Here is a 16,910-nt window from a genome sequence, read left to right on the forward strand (position 1 = left end):
CAATGACCTACCAGACACTTAACATCCGGCGCGATGGCCGGACTCTTTTCGTTGATTTCAACAATCCCCCGCTGAACCTGATCAATGCTCAGATGATCGGCGAGCTGTTCGACCTTGCGGGATCGCTCGCGTTTGACCGTGAGACCGCGGTCGTAGTCTTCGGCAGCGCGAACCCGGAGTTCTTCGTTGCGCATTTTGACCTGAACGACCTCCTCCGGCTCTCTAGCGACCCGACCGCGCCCCGGAGCCGTTACGACGACATCAACGTGGTGCAAGCCCTCTCGACGGCATGGCAGACCCTGCCGCAGGTCACCATTGGCGTGGTCGATGGAATCTGCCGCGGCGCGGGGCTCGAATTCATACTCGCCCTCGATATGCGCTTCGCGACGCCAGGAAGCAGGTTCTGTCTGCCAGAGGCCAGTGGCGGCATCTTGCCTGCAGGCGGCGGTACCACACGTCTTGCGATGTTGATCGGGCCTGCCCGTGCTCGTGAAGTGATCTTGTCGGCACGCGATTTCAGCGGCGACGAAGCGGCGACCTACGGTTTTGTGAACCGGACGCTGCCGCGCGAGGATCTCCATACATACGTAATCACGCTTGCCCACGGTGTCGCGACGCGACCGCCAAGCTCGATTGCCGCTGTGGACGAGGTCATCAAAAGCGTTTTTAGCTGGGCCGTCGACGCACAATTCGCCGGCTTCGCCAGTGAGAACGCGGCGTTCATGAAGCTTGTAGACGAGCCCCCTGTCCGGGAGGGCCTAGAAAAGATGGCGCAACTGCAGGACGTCGAGCATGAGCGTGACCTCCCAGCGCTTCTCGCCGCCGCCGAGTAGCCGAAACGATCGTCACAAACAGGAGACGCCGAAATGACACAACAGGTCGAACACGCTGCGCTGACTTCAGTGCGGCCGGATCTGCCGTACGTCGAGCTCACGGGATTCGAAGTCCTCAGCGAGGAAGAACGCAACATCCAGCAAGCGATGCACAAGTTTGCACGAGATGTAATGCGGCCTACGGCGATTGCCATCGACAAGCTGAGCGCCGAGGATGCGATTGCACCAGGCTCTCCGTACTGGGACTTTATCAAGACCGCAGCTTCAGCCGGGATCAGTTTCGACACCGACGCTGATGATGTGCCGCCCCAAGCACTGGCCCGGCTACAGGCTATCGTAATCGAAGAATTCGGGTGGGGTGACGTGGGACTAACGGTCTCGCTCGCCGCAGCCGCGTTCCCGAACATGATCGCCAAGCGGGCCGCCAACCAGGAACTCATCGATCTGACTGCAAACAAGCTCGGATGCTGGATCGCGACCCAGCCAGATCGCGGTTCCGACGGCACAATGCTCTACCCGGGCGAACGGCACGCTACAGCACCGCAGGGCAACAAAGGCAATCTCACAGCGAAGGTCAGCGGTGGCGACATTGTGATCAATGGACAGAGTTCTGCCTGGGTCTCAAACGGTTCTGTAGCGCAGGTTGCAATCTTGACGATCGTGGCCGACTACGGTAACGGGTTCTTCGACGAAGAAGGGCATCCGCACGGTATCGAGGTGATTGTTCCCTTGGACCTTCCAGGCGTGAGCCGCGGCAAGCCGCTTGAAAAGCTCGGCCAGCGGGCGTTACCGCAAGGCGAGATCTACTTCGACAACGTCAAGGTGCCCCTGCGCTACGCAGTGTCCTCACGGGAGGAATATTGGCGCGGTCATGCAAATACGTGGTCGACAGCGGGCGTTGGCATGGGCCAGATGGCAACCGGCATGGCGAGGGCTGCATTCGAAGTGGCGCTCGCCTATGTGCACGAGCGGCGCCAGGGCGGCGCACTTCTCAGCGACCATCAAATGGTCCAGTACCGGCTCGGTGCCATGGCGCGGAAAGTCGAAACCATTCGCGCGGTGGCCAGGCGTGCCACTGAGTACACCCTACTCTCGCCGGCTAAACATCCGTACTTTACCGGCGCGTCGAAGGTTACGTGCACCGACCTCGCGTTCGAAGTCGTAGACGAGGCCCTGCAGCTGTTCGGCGGTTATGGATTGACCCGTGAATACCCGCTAGAGAAGCTCTTTCGGGACGCAAGGGCTGCCCGGATCGAGGACGGCGAGAATCATCTTCTCAACATGAAATTTGGCTACCTGAATTCGCTGCTGTACCGCTGCAATCGAATCGGGTTGTGAACTAGGAACTTGTATGGCTATCACAGATTTCTTCGACCGCGGGTGGCGGGCCAACCCCGAGAAGATCGCCTTCATCGCTGGCGATCGCACCTTCACGTATAGGCACATCGGCGAGCTGTCCTGCCGCGTCGGCAATGCCCTACTCGGCCGTGGTATCGAGCGCGATGCCAAGGGCGCAGTGCTGGCAAGTAACGACCCTGAGGCGTGGGGTTGTGTGCTCGGACTGTGGCGCGCGGGGCTCGCCTGGGTCCCGGTCAATCCGGCGAATCCGCCAGAGGAGACCCAGCGGCTGCTGGACGGCTTTGACTGCGAAGTACTGTTCTGTCACGAGCAGTTCCTGCCGCTTGTGCATGAAATTCGTGCCGACCTGAAAAAACTGCACACCGTGATCTCTCTGGGCGACGACGTCGAAGCTGCATCTGCAACGGGTGCCGTTACGCTCGAATCGTTCCTTGCAAACGCGCCAGCCTCCCTTCCGGACTTTGTCCCGGAACAGGGCTCACTCGCCGGCGTGATGCCGACCGGGGGAACGACGGGGGCACCGAAAGGTGCGATGAACACTCACCGAAGTTTGTCCGTCAGCGCACTGCACCAGATGTTTGCCGCGCCATACTCTTCGGACGAGCCGATCGTGAATCTTGTCGCCGCTCCGATGACACACGCCGCCGGTACGCTTACCCTGCCATGTACCGCGCGCGCAGGGACGATCGTGGTGATGAATCGAATGGACCTGCATCAGCTGCTTGATCTGATCGAAAAACACCGTGTTACGGAACTCTATCTGCCGCCCACGGTAATTTATCGACTTCTCGAAATTCCCGGGATCGAAAAACGCGACTTCTCGTCGCTAAAATACTTCATCTACGGCGCAGCTCCGATGTCAACGGAGAAGTTGCGTCGCGCGATCGAAGTGTTCGGACCGGTGATGTTTCAGGGATACGGTCAAGCTGAAGCTCCCTCCGCGATTGCATTCATGCGTCCCGAAGACCACTTCCGCAACGGTGAAATTGCCGACGACGCGCGGCTCTCGGCCGCCGGGCGGCCTGCTCCGCTCGTGCGTGTCGAAATCCTCGACGACAATGGCAGAATTCTTCCCATCGGCGCGGCAGGCGAGATCTGCGTTCGTGGCGATCTGCTGATGGCAGGTTACTACAAGGCCCCGGACAAGACCGCTGAAACAATCATTGATGGCTGGCTCCACACCGGCGACATCGGTTATCTCGACTCAGAAGGCTTCCTTCATATTACCGACCGCAAGAAGGACATGATCATAAGCGGCGGATTCAACGTCTACCCGAGCGAGGTTGAGCAGGTCATCTGGACCCACCCGGCGGTGCAGGATTGCGCCGTGATCGGCATTCCGCACGCAGACTGGGGCGAAGCAGTCACGGCTGTGATCGAACTGAACCAGGGCGAACAAGCGACCGAGGACGAGATCATTGCCTATTGTCGCCCAAAGCTCGGTGGAATCAAAACCCCCAAGCGCGTCGTGTTCGTCGATGCCCTTCCCCGAAGCCCCAACGGCAAGGTCCTAAAAAAGGATGTGCGCGCGCCTTTCTGGCGGGACGAGCAGCGCAAAATCTGACATTCACACGAGGACGTAGAAGTTCGGCCGGTCGGCATACTCCGACCGGTCTTTTCGAACTCAATAACGATTGCATTGGTTCGCATACCGAAATAAATCGTGCAGGCCTAGCCTACCTTTCGTTAGCGATGGCAAAGAGGAGACATTGAATGGACAAGAACCGTCCTTTGGTTACACCGACAGACGTCAGGGGGATGCCAAACTGCGTCAAAGTGTTGTGTCGCGCTGCAGCAATGCGTGGCAATGCGGAGGTGCACGGCCATGTTCAGTAATCTCGTCGTGGCCATCACTGGTGCGGGGTCGGGCATTGGCCGCGCGCTGGCTATCGAACTCGCTCGCAGGGGCGCTCGTCTCGCACTGTCAGATGTGAGCGAGCAGAATCTGGCGAAAACCGTCGAGCTATTGCCGGTCGCCACCTCGTCACGCTCCTACTTACTCGACGTATCAAGTCGCGATGCAATGTTTCGGCACGCTGACGAAGTAGCCAGTGACTTCGGGCAGGTCGACTTTGTGATCAACAACGCCGGAACCTCAGTGCTGGCCTCAGTCGAACACGCCACGATAGAGGAGTTCGAGAAGGTAATCGGAATCAACCTGTGGGGTGTGATCTACGGCACCAAAGCCTTCTTGCCAAAAATGCTGGCCCGGCGCCAAGGCTGCATCGTAAATATATCGAGTGTTTTCGGGCTAGTGGCGACACCCTGCTCGGCTGCATACACAATCTCCAAGTTCGGCGTTCGAGGACTAACAGAAACACTGTGGCAGGAATTGGAGGGCACCGGCGTGCGAGCCGTACTCGTGCACCCGGGTGGCATCAACACCAACATCAGCAACGTTCCAAAAGCCGAACATGAGACGGATTTTGAGCGTCGTCTACTGGATGCCAACAAACGCCAGATGACGACAACACCCGAGCAGTGTGCACGCGAGATTGTGGCGGGACTGCTACGCGGCGACAAACGGCTGCTGGTTGGCAATGGCGCGCGCTCGCTGCAATGGATTGCTCGTCTGTTTCCCGACAGCTATGGCGCACTCGTGCGCAGAAAGTTGGGGGTTTAACCCGGCCCGACCCGGCGTTACGTCGCGGCAACGTCCTGGTCAACGGCCCGCAAGTCGCCACGCCAACCCGTTCTAGCACGAGCGCGTCGCAGAGCACTGCGGCGGCCTTACTGTCCCACGGTTCCGCGAAGGCCGCCACTCCCAATATGGCCTCGCTGAACTGTCGGAAGCTGTAGTTCGACCACAACGTATAGAAAAAAACGACAACGGAGACAATTATGTGGAAGTGGAAGTACGCAACAACGGCATGCCTGTCAGCCTTGACGCTGATTGCTGGATCTGTCGACAGCGCACACGCACAGGCGGCTGGCGACAACGTCGTCAGTCTTGGCTGGGCGCATGTGGCGCCACAGACCGGTAGCGGTCCGCTGACGGTAACAAGCGTCGGCGGAACGCCTGTCAACATGCCGATTCCGGGTTCAGGGTCTGGTGCCCGAAGCGCAGACTTACCCGCCTTCATCTTCGAACACTACATTACCAATCAAATTGGCGTTGCGTTTTTGGGTGGCTGGCCCGGTCGAATGCAGCTAGAGGGGCGGGGCGTGATGGATAGTTATGGCGTTCTGGGCGATACGCGGACGTGGGCTCCCGAGGTGGTATTGCGTTACCACTTTGGTCAGCCCGACAGTCGATTCAGGCCCTTCGTCGGCGTCGGCGTCAATTACACGTGGTTCACTGACACGCGTGTCACGAACTCCGATTTTGTCGAGCAATCCTTCGGTCCCGGTGGAACTGCGACTGCACATGCCTCCAGTTCATGGAATCCGGTGGTACAGGCTGGCCTTGACTATCAGATATCCAGGCGCTGGTCTGTGGACATGCTGGTGGCATATATCCCTACCGACACCAATGTGACGCTGACAGGGAAAACGGCAGGCGGAACAGAGATTGTCAGTCATGCGAAAGTCAGGCTTCATCCAATCGTGACTTTCCTCGGTATCTCGTACAAGTTTTAACGGTCGAAGGTGCTGCCTAAGCTCCGAAGGTATTCGGACGGAGCTTGACTGCATCATCTCTAGCTCCGGGTTCGATAGAACTCAATCGACGGCGAACGATTCCGAAGGGCAGAAGCAACAACGGTTCGTTAATAAAAGCGTTATAAATTTCGTCCCATTACGCCATCAACTACATGGCGCTCCTTTTGAGCTAATTTCATTCATATGAGGGGAAGATAACATGCGAATGGCAGGCAAAACGGTGCTGGTCACAGGTGGAAATAGTGGAATTGGATTCGCTGCGGCCAAACGGCTATCGGAAGAAGGCGCTACTGTGGTTATCACTGGACGCAACGAAGCTACACTTTCCGAAAGCAAGGCGGCACTTGGCGAATCGGCTTTTGCCTTTCGCTTGGATGCTACTGACTTCGTCGGCCTGGAATCCGGGCTCGCATCCATCGTGAGAGACGTAGGCAATTTCGACGCTGTGTTTCTGAATGCTGGCGACGCAAGCTTGACGCCAGTGGGCGGCACGACTGTAGAACAGTTCGATCACTTGATCGCGACGAACCTGAAAAGTCCCTTCTTCTGCGTTCAAGCGCTCCTACCCCACCTACGAAACAATGCTTCTATAGTACTGAATAGTTCGATCGGCAATGCGATCGGAATGCCGGGGATGGCAGCCTATGCTGCCAGCAAGGCTGGACTGGTCGGGATGGCCCGATGCATCGCCTCAGAGCTGTCTGGAAGAGCGATCCGAGTAAATGTCGTCTCTCCCGGTAATATTCGAACTCCGTTCTGGCGAACTGTAGCAGACGCCGCGCTCATTCCAGCCGTACATGAGTTCGCGACGCAATCCGTCCCACTGGGCCGCCTGGGTGAGGCAGAAGAGGTCGCAGAGGTTGTGCTCTTTCTCTGCTCTAGTGAGTCATCATATGTGCAAGCTACCGAACTCTATGTTGACGGTGGGGTCACTGGCGCGATGATGGGGGCTCCCGCCTATCGCCAGGGTTAGCGTATCTGCATCCGGCAAGGTGCGACATCGCTTTGGTCGACATCACTCCGATGTGCTTAATCGATAGCCCGCAGTTCTGTCGAATCCCTGAAGACGGTTCACAACAGGCATTCCCCCGTCCGCTCGTCGCGAAACACATCGGTAACCTGTCGGGATGCCAGCACCCTTAGCTGAGTGAAGCAGGCGATATCAGCTGCGTCGACAGGTGTAGATCGTCTCTCGAATCAGGCGCAGTTCTATGGAAAGTCTGGCAATCAGCGTCAGGAGCATTTCACCCTACTGCGGGGCAGCGCTGAGCGCTCTCCATACGACCTTTGTCGCTGCACGAAGTGCTTCAACGTCGGCCGAGCCCCCGCGTACAGGGCGAACGAGGACAATTAGTCCCGCCATATGCGAATAAAGCAGACGACCGCGGAGCGCGCATTCTTGAGGTGTAAGCGACGGGTTGATCTTCCCTACCAGGCTCGCAAATGTTTCCTGAAATTGGCGGTTAAATCTGGCCACCAAGCTCCGGGCAAACTCTTCACGCTCTCCCATGCTCCATCCTTCGAGACAAAACGGCGCAATGTGGGTACCGGGTTTGGTCAACTCATCAAAGGCGACGTCCACGATAGCGTCGAGCCGAACCTCTGGTGACCGTTCATCGTCCTTGACCAAACTTTGATACAGCGTCAGGTATCGCGTCGCGACCTCTTCCATCGCCGCACGCAACAAGTCTTCCCTGCTCGGGAAGTAGTGCTGCAAAGTGGCCAGGTGAATACCTACCTCACTGGCAACGCGCCGGAGAGCAAAACCGACGTTACCGTACTTTGCGAGCACATCGATCGCCGCCTCGAGGATTTCCGGAGTTCGCGTTGTCCTGTTACCGCGACGCTTCGGCTCGTCGGGTTCCTCTTTCCTGCCAGCCAGGTTGATCGCGACCTGTTTCACTTATGCACACTCCTAGCTGATTGCCAGTTGTCCGGGAATGGCGGTCGACGCAGCTGCACCGCCGAGCGACGACTGCCTTAATGGGGCACGACCACGGCGTACCACGGTTGACTACCGCCCTCAACAGGAGATCCGTCACTGCTCCGCGCCCAGATAATACGTCAAACGACCAATAATTACCAGACCACCGACCAATTCTCGATTTACACGTCCGAACTTCCACCAATATATAGACAAATCCGTAGTTTCCCGGTTGCTGAGAATCTTGATTTATTGGTCGTATGACTGTATAAATCAGTCATGCGACCAATATTAGAGATTGCCTGACGCCGACCTTCCATCGGCCACGCATTTCTCCGTCGCGCACGTTGGTGACGCAGCCAACCCCGTTCCACGTTGGATAAGACACAGTCGAGGACGGGCGACGTTGGTAGCCGCGCCTGTGAATGCTTGATGTATCCATGGAGGTCGCGATGAGCCTCAGCGAGAAATCCTTGCGCAACTTGATCGACAAGTGGCTTGCGCCAACTCCGGCATCACCGGTACATCTAACGCGGTCGCGTTTGAGCAATACGGCTTCGGGAGAAGCGCGTTGCGTCTTCGCGAGGTCTTCCAGACTGACTGGGACTGTGCCGCTCGAAATTATGTTCTTCAGGCACGATGACGGCCGTTGGTATGTATATCCTCCTGCGACGAAACGGCCGTCAATGCGCCCCGGCTGATTTTGCTCCAGAGGCAATTGCGACCGCCCGGTCGCATCTCCCGTTCGTCAACGTTCGTCCGAATCCGCGGTCAGCCGAGCCGAGGCACAACTATCGGGGAGAGTCGTTTGCGGCCCGGCCCGTCGTCAGTTTCACGCTGTGTCGTTCGTGAAGACCATGAAGGGGTAGTCGTCCTCGATCGCATCGCAAATTCCTGACGTGCTGACGCTACCCGATACGTTCAAGCCGGCGAGACGTATATCTACACTTGTCTGCCCGTCCATGCTAACCCACCCTTTCGCTCTCTGCCGTTCGCGTCTGACGAAGTGGGATCACGTCCGCCCCGGTTAGCTCCGCGAGCTTCCTCTTCAGCGTGAATATTTCAGCGACCAGCGATTGCTCACGGGCCAAGGCCGCCTCATAAAGCTCCCGATACTTCTCGGTCTCTTCTTTATGTCTGGCAAGCTTCCCTTGAATCTCCTGTTGCGGCGTGCGCTTCTGCTCCTCCGCAGCTGCCTTAATGTCGGCAATCAGTGCCGCAAACTGTGGACGGGACCTTTTAATACTGCCCTTCTTACAGCCCGCCTCCATGCTGACCGAGTCATTGCTGATTTTTGTGCCCTTCGGCACTACCTTCGGGACGCCTCGTCTAAGGCGCTCCAGCGCCTCCTCATATCTATCTCGTGCCACGTACACTCCTGTTGCGTTTCCTCGCAGGACGCTGCCGGCAGCTATGTGCAGGCTTACTTCGCTCCACGGGGACCGAGCTTATGCTCAGTGCTCGCCCCCTTCTCGCTTGCAATCCTTTGCCTACGCTCCAGCAATCTCGCAAGGATATCTCTTTCGATCCTGGTCTCTGGTAGGTCCGGAGCCGCGCTGTCCAGCTCCATCACCATTTGCAACTGGATCCGAATGATCCGCTCAAACTTGGGCAACTGGATGACCAGGTTCTTGCAGTCATTCAGCAGGCATTCGAGGTTCATCGGATCCTCGGGACGCTTGTCACACTGGCCTACTTTAGTACAGCCACCGGCAAATGTTTCGCGATAACCCCGCTTACCCTGACGGAACTCGTTCAGCGTCGTGACCCGATCAAGCGACACCTGTTTGCGGCGCACCGCTCGGTCATACCATATAGCGTATCCGCCGCTTAGCTGCCCCGGATCGCCCATCTCCACGTTGACCAAATGTCCGAGATATTCGGCGTCAGGCTCGGTCGCTTGCCACTCCACGCCGAAGTGCTTCCCGCCGGCTTGCTGACCGGAGATGAAGTCACCCGCAAACTGTGAGCCGCGGGCGTAATACAGCGACATCTCGTGGGTTATGTGCTGCAACTGGCGCTTCAGCGATGGCAGAGATACGAGGCCGCTGGCGTGGGCGTATAGTGCGAGCGATCGGCGGAACTGGTGTGTGGTAAGCCGCCACCGCTGGCCGACACTAAAGTCGCCCTCACCTCTCCAGTCCCGTTCCGGATCGACTAACTCCAACTCCTCGAGGTCTTTCTCTGTGATCGCGATCTCCAGTACGGAACGTAGCCGATTAAATGACCGCTCGGAAAACTGTAGGTTCGGAGTCCGGTTCCTCGCCTCGAACCTAGGAGAAAATATGCTACCTATGCTGACGAACAGATAATGTGAACTCTCTCCCGACGTACTGTCTTTTGGGGTGTCGCCCGCCAGCCCATAGACCGCTCGCGAGATGCGCTGCGCCAGGACGATCGCACGTCGGCCGCTACTGCTCGTCACCCATTGCGCACGTTTGGGCTTGCCGCCGGTCAGCTTCGTGACGCGTCCTTGCACCATGTAATGCGCCACACCACCGGCCGTTACTTCCGCCAGGCAAAAATGCGGCAGTGCCTCGACTTCGTTGTGACGCATCCCAGTAAAAGCCTGAATTTGTAGCGCACATGCCCCCATGATTTCTGTCAGCAACGCTGATAGACTTTGGAAATGCGCGCCATACCCCTTCCTCGCCCAGAAGTCTTCGAGATCGTATTCACGCAGCACTTCCACGAAATCAGGTCTCGCTTCTTGCCTACGTTGTCCCAGGTCTTTCTGTCGGGCTCTGCTCCTTCCCAAGAGTTTGTCTTTCGCGCACGCACCCAACATCTCCAAGATTCTGTCGATAACTCGCTCACAGTCGCCCAGCTCCGAGGCAAGTGCAGCTAATACATGCGTATAAATTCGAGTCGGCAGCGGAGGTGTCTGGAAATGATCGACGGCCGCGCCGATGGCTGCTATTCTGCTGATGGTCCTCGCCTGTACAACCTTGAATCCCACCCGCTCCTGTCCCAATTGGCGCAGTAACTGCAGCAATGGCGAGAGGCATCTGGCGTGGACGGGGTACGTTGTCGCATGCTGTATCATCGCTTCGGAATCCGCCATCAGCTGGCCGAGCGTTGCGCATTGTGATTCCGCTACTGCAGCTAGCCGACAGATCATCGTGCAATACTTGATCATCGTCGCGTTGCTTAACGGGTCAGTCCGCAGGTAGATCAGGACGAACATCAGCCAGCGTATTTCATCTACCAGCGCCGAGCGCTGTGGCGTCATCTGCCTTAGCGCCGCCGGAATATCTGGGGCAGAGTACGGAAGGCGCCAGTAATCGAAATACAAAACCACTCCGGATCCATCAGTCCCATACGGTGAACGGTCCCAGGCTAGCTGTCCGTAAAACGATAGCGGGTCGCCGTCCAAACTTCGCGATACGACGAAGTTGTCCGGAGGCATCAATCCATTCGACGAATCATACTCGTCGGGAGCACTTTTTCCGGGAATGCTCTCCAGCCTTGCCTGGAATCTCGTCATTGCAACCTTTCTATCTCAAGATAGGCCCGCATCTTCGCCGACCAATAGGGGGTCAAACTACCGTTTTGATCGACCTTACCCTCAATGTGCGCCACTATGTCCGGTCGAAGTTCCCTTACCCGGTCCAAAATGAACTCAATCCGTTTCAAGACCGGCTCATATTTGCTCCTGTACTCTTCATAGGTACTCACGCGGCTCGCCCTGCGTCCGATGCACAAACGCGCGCTCAATAATTTGTGCACATCCGCCTCATCCGCGTGGGCATGGAAATGCTCGCAGAAGTAGCAGCCCTCGGGGCACTTGCAATCCGGCGTGACGGGAGTGTTTTCAATGATCGGGTTTGGCTGCTGGGGCGCACCACAGGTTCCGCTAACCCGGTCCTCGCTGCCTGGCAGATGGTCGCCTTTCGCCAAGATGTTCACCTTCGTCTCGAGGACTTTCCAGAAGGCAGCAACCTCAAGCTTCCCAATAGTAGGTGATCCGTTGCTGTAGTATCGAGCGGCCGTCTCTTCCGTGTGTTGCATCGCGACCGCGGCAGTGGCCGGATCGCTGGTGCGGATCAAAAAATCCTGCTTGCCCGCGCGGAGTTCGCGAGGATTTACTGTAGGCAAGCTAGGGTCGAGCATGCGAAGTGTCTTGTAAATCGACTGGACCGCAGCGTGTCCGCCTATGGGTTCGGGCTTTTCCGCTTGCTCGTTCGGACCAAGGCTGAAGAAGAGGTAGTCACAGGTTCGTTCTCGCAGAAGAAATGTGCGCAGATACAGGTATTGCCGCAGCAGCCGCGTATGATTCACCCCAATCTCGAAGGTGACCTGCGTCCCGCCGGCGCGGTACTTGATATTGCGAAACTGCTGTCGCGTCACATTCTTTCTAAGAATCTGCTCGTCCAATTCAGGACTCCATGGCAGGCTGGCGACTACTGACAACGGCTGTCCCGACGATGCAAGGAGCAACATCAGGTACCCTTTCATCGCGAGCATTCCGCGCTCGATGCGTGAATGATGCAGTCGGTCGGCAGTAGCCGCCGCCAGTAACTGATGCATTCGCAAGTTGTCCAATCGCAATTTAGCGGGGTGTCGCTTCGTGAGATGGCGAACCTCTTCCGGCTTGCGGATCCTCCCATTTGCGAAATCGATGTGACGCCCTTGCCCAATGGATTGCCGACGCTGCGTCACGGCCCACGGTACCGTTGGAAATACCCATAATCGATTTCCGCGTTCACCTAAGTAATCGCAGACCGGAAGGGGGAATGGATATGGCTTGTGATTCACGAGCAAGTCGGTGAATCCTTCGACCAGGCATTCGCACCACGCCAGCACTTTGCCAACCACCGCCTCATCCGGCGGTAGAGTTGGCTCGACAAGCCGCTTATCCTTCGTAATAAGGTTGATGCCAATTCCGAGATCCTCGAAGCCGGTCACCCGTTGTAGCACTGCGATAGCGTGGCTTTGATAGGCAGCCGCTGGATTCTGACCTAGCGTGCCCGTCATGATCCGTTCGCGTAGGTACGCGACATAGGACTTTAGCGCTTGCTTCAATGCAGGTTCAGCGTAAATAGCGTCGTGCCGACCGTTCAGGTCGCACCAATCCATGAAGCGGAGGTAACAGCCGTATGCGGGTCGCAGACTCGACAGGCGAGTTCCTCCCAACCTGGCCTCGAGGACCACGGATTGAATGACCGTCCGAACGTGCTCGACCCGCCGGCGGTGCATGGAAGCCGGGTCTACACGCCGGCCCTCATTCGCCCCTCGGGTGGCGTTACTCCTGCGCAGAAAGCAGAGTGCACCGAAATCCAGCGTTCCATTCCTGTGACCGAAAGCCAATATTACCCGCTCTGGATGCAGCAATACCGCGCCCTCAGGAAGCGGCAGCAAATGAAGATCAGTTTGCCGGCTCTGAAGGACGCTACCGCGTTCTCTCTTCATCTGGTTGCCTCTGGTCTGTCCAGTTTCTCCCGGCCTTCCAGGGCGTGCCGCTTTACCCTCTCGCCCAGTTCTGTCTCCCATGCATCTTGCGCCGCACGCGCCAATTCGACGGCCTCACGGTAGCGCACGTAGCCCTCAGTAACCGAAATACGCTTGTGGTGAAGCCGCGCCTGGACCCATTTCAGGCCATCCATCAGCGTCCACTTTGGTCCGTCTGTTCGGTTCGGATCCCTCGGCTTGTCAACCAACCGTTCAAGCTCGTTCATCCCGAACGTCGCCCGCAACCAGTGGAACGTGTAATGAAAGTCGCCATCATGCTTACCGCGGACGGCCGGAATAATTTTATTGCGGATAATGTGCCCTAGCGCGTCGCCGGTCTTGTGTCTGCGATGAGTGTTGGTTTCATTGAGTTCGGGAACGGCCTGCATCGATCGATACCATGGCTGCTTTCTCTTCTCGGTCAGGAACAGATACTGGTCGTCGATGTCGCCGCCGGCGGCCATCTTCCGCCGTTTCGTCGCGCGTTCACTGTGTGCGTAGCCGTGAAGGGCGTCATATAGCCATACCGGAATATACAGCGGATAGTTCTGATTGAGCTTCGTGTCGATACCGGTGCCCGGGCCTACCGCGACAACCACGAATCCATGTCGGGCTTGCGTAGCGTAGCGGATGCACGCCGTTCTCCATGAACCACCGGGTGTAGTGCTTGCCCAAACATGCTTCCGCCGAAACGTCAAGACCGTTTCCAGCCGTGCGCCGGTGTACCAAGCCAGCCAATGCATCAGCTGGACTTCGTAGTTTCCGTGCGCGTGCAAGGCTTCCTCCAGCCAAATTTGTTGTTCCACGGTCAAAGGTCGCAGCTTGCCACCGTCCCTGATATGGGGATCGAACGGATTCGGAGATGGCTTGCCCTTCACCTTTAAGTCCGTTGCTGTGACTGGAATTTCTAGGACGATCCCCTGCGACGTTGGAACCGGAATTTTGACTTGCCTTTCTAGCCATGTAGGTTTCGCTGGCTTGAAATGCGTTTCGCTCATCAGATAGCGATAGAAGCGAATGACAGTCTGCATGCGCCTCTGCCCGACGCTGTGGCTGATCACGTTTTGGATGACCAGGTCCGATAGGTATGTTTTGAATCGGTAAGTGGGACGCTCGTCCTTGAAGAAACCAGAGAAGCCCATCCAGTCAATGTTCTCTTCCTCGAGAAATCGTAGGTAGGCGACGAGATCGTCCACCGTGGATGCGATGTCGCGGGTCGATGAATGCGGGTCATACGCCTTCTCCTGCAACCTGTGTCGTATCCACAAGTTTGCTTCGTACCACGGAACGCCACCACTACGAATGACTATCGGGTATAGGTCATAATCGGAACGCTTCCACCGGGGTGAACCGTCTCCTCGGTTAGCTTCGCCTTGGGTGCGCATCGGGCGGATGAAGTAATGCGCGCCGTTCGGCAGTTCGACTCGCGTCGCACCGGTGTCGGCTGCGTCGCACGTAACTGTTTGTACGTAGCGGGGGAGGACGATACGACGCGCATGGCTTTGGGACATGGCTCACCTTCGGCTTTTCTGTCGGTCTCAGTGTATGACCTGTCGATGTCCATTTTCTTAATGATCTGCCAATGTCCATTTATTTTTGGCGCGGCATGCGCCCATCGCGGTGGTTAGTTCGGCATACCCGAAGACCTTCGGCCGGCGCCTCCGCGTCGAACTGTCCGACGCGGAACCATCCGTGATTCGTGATGGGTACCTTCGGAAACGTGTCGACTTTGGGGATGCGGTATCGGCGCCCCAGTCTGTGGACTTCGTACCAGGCTCATACCGCTGGAAACGCATGCGGTGCGTAGTGGTGCATGGACAGCATGAAGTCGATCGCGACCAGTTGTGACGGCGTGATCATTTCGAACTGCACGTCGCAGAGATCACGATTTTCTGGTGTGTCTTGAATGAGACCGGCCGCGAGATCGGCGTCGTGCTGTTCGGCGCGTTCAATTTCGAGCGCGTCGAGCGTGAGCAGGTAGCGCAACAGGTTCATGCGCTCCCAAAACGACAGCACATCGGGCTGCACTCGCACATATCCGGCAGAACTCAGCGACCGACCCACCAGCTCGCGGCGCTTCAGATCCCACTGTGTCGCGAGCAGGTAATTGCGGAAATCGTTGAGGCCCGCCATGTACGCATGCTCCGGCTCCCGGATCATCGATTCGAGCGACTTGTCCCGATCGCCAACGACGCAGCAGAACACGCATCCGAACCGCGAACCGCACGCCGTACGCTGCCCACTTTCGCCGAGAACAACTCCGCACATGCCCTCGTTACCGGCGCGGTACAGGTCCGACAGACGTTCGATCGATCGCACCGAAAACGCACAAGGAAACGGTCGCTTCTCTTCGTCGGCAAACATCGTCAGCATCAGCCAGATGTCATCGACCGACCAGTCGCGCAACGGTGAGATAGACAGTGCATCGTTGGCGTCACGCGTAGGCGCAATCGCGCTTTCCGCTCGGGCCAGCATGGCAACGCCGCGCGAGGCGCTTTCAGAGATGCGATTGCCGAGAACGGTACAGATCTGGCGGTCGCCGCGGGCCGTCGCATCGCGCTCGAGCGCCGCGCGCAACCGCCCCTGTGGGATGAGCTTCCAGTCCGTCGCGCACGCTCTCGTGCGTCTGCCGGCACGCACGCCGTTTTCGACGGTGCGCACCAGGGTGCCGCGGCCGATGGTGGAAACGACAAACTGCATCGCCAGCGACGGCGTGGCAATGTGCGTCGTCACGCCGAGCCCATATGCGGCCGCGTGCTCGTCGACCTCTTCCAGCATGGTCTCGATATGCCGCGCAAGACTGCTGTTTTCGATCGTTGTATTGGCCGAAGAGATGTAGTGCGCGGGTTGCACGTGGCCTTCTTCCGCGACGCGGCGCACGGCTTCTAGCATGAGAATCGTCGCGCACGTCGAGTCCTTGCCGCTGGCCGTGCCGCACAACGGATGGCCGGCGCGGATCAGGCCCATGAGGACGGCGATCGCGGCCTCCATCTTTTGAAGAATCTCGTCAAACATGATTGCTTGGGCGCCGACAATTATCTTGTCCGGTCGATTGACGATTGTGTTGGCCGGTGGTGCGGAGTCGAAGGCGGCGTAGCCGCCGGAGACGACGCACCACCGGCGGCGCCGGGATGATGGGGTCATAGGATGGCTGGTCGCGTTCAAGAAGAAGCGAACAGCCATGTCCGGAAGCCGAATCACGGACCAGCAGGTCCGCCTCTATATGTGCAAGCGCAAACATCACACTCAGGAAGTCGCTGCTGCCAAGTCGGGCATGAGTTCGCGCACGGCACGGCGAATCGAACGCGATGGCCGGTTACCGTCGCAGAAGCCGCATCGCGATTGGCGCACTCGCCCCGATCCATTTGCCGAGGTCTGGGAGAGTGAAGTGCTGCCTCTGCTGCGCAGCGTCCCCGGGCTGAAGGCCATCACGCTGCTGGGCAAACTGCAGGAGACGCATCCGGGCGAGTTTCCTGACAGCATGCGGCGTACGCTGGAGCGACGCGTTAGCCAGTGGCGTGCCCTTGAGGGACCAGGCAAGGAAGTCTTCTTTCCCCAGGAGCATCTGCCTGGCGCACAGGGGCTGTCGGACTTCACCGATATGGGCGGCCTTGGTATCACGATCACCGGCGTGCCGTTCGCCCACCGGCTGTACCACTTTGTGCTCGCGTTCTCGCACTGGGAATACGCCTGTGTCGTCGATGGGGGCGAGAGCTTTGAAGCGCTCTCCCAAGGCTTGCAGA

The 16,910-nt window shown here is 57.9% G+C and carries 12 protein-coding genes and 1 pseudogene; 7 read left to right on the forward strand and 6 right to left on the reverse strand.

What is annotated here, in order from left to right:
- Positions 1-2: 2 nt before the first annotated feature.
- The 6 genes from AB3X94_RS36205 to AB3X94_RS36230 all read left to right on the forward strand — a co-directional run bounded on the left by AB3X94_RS36205 (position 3) and on the right by AB3X94_RS36230 (position 6,765).
- Positions 3-833 carry an enoyl-CoA hydratase/isomerase family protein gene (locus AB3X94_RS36205; protein WP_368614012.1) on the forward strand — a complete coding sequence of 277 codons (831 nt, stop codon included), beginning with the start codon at positions 3-5 and terminating at the stop codon, positions 831-833.
- A gap of 33 nt (positions 834-866) precedes the next feature.
- Complete coding sequence (locus tag AB3X94_RS36210; protein WP_176106445.1) at positions 867-2,171, forward strand: acyl-CoA dehydrogenase family protein; 1,305 nt, start codon at positions 867-869, stop codon at positions 2,169-2,171.
- 13 nt (positions 2,172-2,184) lie between these two features.
- On the forward strand, positions 2,185-3,756 hold the full coding sequence (locus AB3X94_RS36215) for an AMP-binding protein (RefSeq protein WP_176106446.1): 1,572 nt from the start codon (positions 2,185-2,187) through the stop codon (positions 3,754-3,756).
- A 261-nt stretch (positions 3,757-4,017) separates the two neighbouring features.
- A complete protein-coding gene (locus AB3X94_RS36220) occupies positions 4,018-4,815 on the forward strand; it encodes an SDR family oxidoreductase (RefSeq protein ID WP_176106447.1) in 798 nt (265 codons plus the stop codon).
- Between the two features lie 218 nt (positions 4,816-5,033).
- The gene (locus AB3X94_RS36225) at positions 5,034-5,771 is read left to right on the forward strand and encodes an OmpW family protein (RefSeq protein ID WP_368614013.1); all 738 of its coding nucleotides are present in this window, start codon (positions 5,034-5,036) and stop codon (positions 5,769-5,771) included.
- 226 nt (positions 5,772-5,997) lie between these two features.
- On the forward strand, positions 5,998-6,765 hold the full coding sequence (locus tag AB3X94_RS36230; protein WP_368614014.1) for an SDR family oxidoreductase: 768 nt from the start codon (positions 5,998-6,000) through the stop codon (positions 6,763-6,765).
- A 276-nt stretch (positions 6,766-7,041) separates the two neighbouring features.
- Here AB3X94_RS36230 and AB3X94_RS36235 read toward each other — a convergent pair whose 3' ends face one another.
- From AB3X94_RS36235 to AB3X94_RS36260, 6 genes are all read right to left on the reverse strand, one after another.
- A complete protein-coding gene (locus AB3X94_RS36235; protein ID WP_176106450.1) occupies positions 7,042-7,695 on the reverse strand; it encodes a TetR/AcrR family transcriptional regulator in 654 nt (217 codons plus the stop codon).
- Positions 7,696-8,681: 986 nt separating this feature from the next.
- Positions 8,682-9,086, reverse strand: coding sequence for a hypothetical protein (locus AB3X94_RS36240; protein ID WP_368614015.1), 405 nt, complete (start codon positions 9,084-9,086; stop codon positions 8,682-8,684).
- A gap of 53 nt (positions 9,087-9,139) precedes the next feature.
- On the reverse strand, positions 9,140-11,203 hold the full coding sequence (locus AB3X94_RS36245) for a hypothetical protein (RefSeq protein WP_368614016.1): 2,064 nt from the start codon (positions 11,201-11,203) through the stop codon (positions 9,140-9,142).
- Positions 11,200-13,128 (reverse strand): hypothetical protein, encoded by a 1,929-nt coding sequence (locus tag AB3X94_RS36250; protein WP_368614017.1) that lies wholly within the window; start codon positions 13,126-13,128, stop codon positions 11,200-11,202. Before AB3X94_RS36250 ends, AB3X94_RS36245 begins: the two co-directional genes overlap by 4 nt.
- Entirely contained in the window at positions 13,125-14,678 is a 1,554-nt protein-coding gene (locus tag AB3X94_RS36255) for a hypothetical protein (protein ID WP_368614018.1), read from the reverse strand. The genes AB3X94_RS36250 and AB3X94_RS36255 overlap by 4 nt, the downstream gene beginning before the upstream one ends.
- Before the next feature lie 265 nt (positions 14,679-14,943).
- Positions 14,944-16,350, reverse strand: a complete 1,407-nt coding sequence (locus AB3X94_RS36260) for a hypothetical protein (protein ID WP_368614019.1) — start codon at positions 16,348-16,350, stop codon at positions 14,944-14,946.
- Between AB3X94_RS36260 and AB3X94_RS36265 the strand changes: the two are divergent.
- Positions 16,349-16,910 (forward strand): annotated as a pseudogene (locus AB3X94_RS36265) (IS21 family transposase); the annotation flags it as partial. The gene AB3X94_RS36260 and the pseudogene AB3X94_RS36265 overlap by 2 nt on opposite strands.

This window comes from Paraburkholderia sp. BR10923, assembly GCF_040948765.1.
Lineage (GTDB): Bacteria > Pseudomonadota > Gammaproteobacteria > Burkholderiales > Burkholderiaceae > Paraburkholderia > Paraburkholderia youngii.